Below are 1954 nucleotides of genomic sequence, written 5' to 3' on the forward strand. Positions count from 1 at the left end.
TCGGCGGCACCCGCCGCGAGCAGCGGCGCGCCGGGCCGGGAGCACGCCGGGTCCGGTGCGCGCCCGCTCCACCTCGGGACGTACACGTCGGCCGAGGGCGGCGGCAAGGGCATCGGCCTGGCCGAGTACGACGCCCGCACGGGCCGGATCACCGGCCTGGGCACCGTCACGGGCGTGCCCGACCCGTCGTATCTGGCGGTGCACCCGGCCGGGCACACCCTGTACGCGGTGGACGAGCGGGAGGACGGCGCCGTGACCGCCGTACGCCTGTCCGACCGCGAGGTCCTGGGCAGCCGGAGGACCGGCGGCGCCGCGCCCTGCCATCTGTCGGTGCATCCGAGCGGGCGCTGGCTGCTCAGCGCGAACTACGGCTCGGGCAGTGTCGCCGTGCACCCGGTGGACGCCTCCGGCGCGCTCGGCGAGCGGACGGCCCTGGTCACCCACTCCGCTCCCCCGCCCGGGCCCGGTCAGCAGGGCCCGCACGCCCACCAGGTGGTCACGAGCCCGGACGGAGGCCATGTCCTCGCGGTGGACCTGGGCACGGACACCGTCTACACCTACCGCCTGGACGAGAGGGCGGGCACGCTCACGGAGGTGTCCCGGGCGCACACCCGGCCGGGCGCCGGACCGCGCCACCTGACCTTCCACCCCGGCGGGCGGCACGCCTACCTCGCCAACGAGGTCGACGACACGGTCGCGGTCTGCGCCTACGACCCGGGCACCGGGCGCCTCACCGTCGGCGAGGCGCGGTCCACCGGCACGGGGCAGGGCACCAACTATCCGGCGCAGATCCTGGTCACCTCGGACGGCTCGTACGCCTATCTCGCCAACCGGGGCCACAACAGCCTCACCCGTTACGCTGTGGCGGCGGGCGGGGCGGAGCTGCGGCTGCTGGACACGGTGCCGGTGAGCGGGGACTTCCCCCGGCAGATCGCGTTCTCCCCGGACGGCGGACTGCTGTTCGCGGCGAACCAGAGGTCCGGCACGGTGAGCGTGTTCCGCGTGTCCGCGGACACGGGCGAACTGCGGCTCACCGGGAAGCCGTTCGCCTCACCCGTCGCCGTCTGTGCGCTGCCGCTGTAGCGCGCGGGGGCAGTTGGCCGCGCTCGCCTGCGCGAGCAGCACGTGCATGCGTTCGGTGAGCTGCGCGACGTCGTCGGCGGGCGCGTGGAACGGCAGCCGTACGTCGCCGTGGGCGCGGACGCGCTCGATGCGCAGCGTCAGTCCGTGCCGGTCGACGGCGAGGGGGCGGACGCGGACCGCGCCGTGCAGGCTGCCTGCGTCGACGAGCCGGGTGAGCCGTTCCACCGCGTCGCCGTGGCAGTCGGCGAGGTGGGTCAGCAGCCGGGCCTCGGCCTCGGCCAGCGGGTCGGGCGCGGCGGCGGCGAACTCGTCGAGGCCGACCACCACGGCACCGGAGGGCTGCCGCAGCACCACTCGCGTGGGCCGGAACACCAGGTGGCCGTCGTCCGCGGTGAACCACCCCGCGAGCCAGAGCCGGGCGCGGATGCGATGGCGTACCGGGACGGGCGCCACGTCGGCGAACTCCAGCACGGCGGACGGCTCGCCGCGGGGCGCGAAGAGGGCCGCCGCGTGCAGGGCGCTGTCGTCGGGCAGGTGCAGCAGCACCCGGCCGTCCTCGGCCACGGTGTGCGCGCCGACGAACTCCTCGCGGCCGCCCTCCGCGGTCACCGCGCAGGACCATGCGGCGGCGAGCACGGAGCGGGCCTGCTCCGCCGCGGCGGGCGCGGCCGTCCAGGTGTGGTGGTCACCCATCCCATCCTCCGTCATCTTCATTAGGTAAGGCTTGCCTAAGCTATCGGAGATCGGGGTGTGCGCCAACCAGGACGTGTGATCTTTGCGTGACCTTTCCGCGCACGAAGGGGGCGCGCACCGGCCGGACGAGCGCCCGCCGCGCGGCGGAACGCGCCGCCTACGGCGCGATCGCGCCCAG

2 protein-coding genes are annotated in these 1954 nt (G+C 75.5%); one reads left to right on the forward strand and one right to left on the reverse strand.

What is annotated here, in order from left to right; translation table 11 throughout:
• A partial coding sequence (locus GTW67_RS08705; RefSeq protein ID WP_202436993.1) for a lactonase family protein occupies nucleotides 1–1083 on the forward strand: 1083 nt, incomplete at its 5' end.
• Here the strand turns inward: GTW67_RS08705 and GTW67_RS08710 are convergent.
• Entirely contained in the window at nucleotides 1051–1776 is a 726-nt protein-coding gene (locus GTW67_RS08710; protein ID WP_161164234.1) for a DUF2470 domain-containing protein, read from the reverse strand. The two genes, GTW67_RS08705 and GTW67_RS08710, sit on opposite strands and share 33 nt — an antisense overlap.
• Between the last annotated feature and the right edge of the window lie 178 nt (nucleotides 1777–1954).

Origin of the sequence: Streptomyces sp. SID5910 (genome assembly GCF_009862125.1) — a bacterium.
Lineage (GTDB): Bacteria > Actinomycetota > Actinomycetes > Streptomycetales > Streptomycetaceae > Streptomyces.

What these genes read in the sequence shown, in the direction of transcription:
- GTW67_RS08710 (WP_161164234.1), bottom strand. Translation starts at nt 1,776, where the DNA reads ATGGGTGACCACCACACCTGGACGGCCGCGCCCGCCGCGGCGGAGCAG.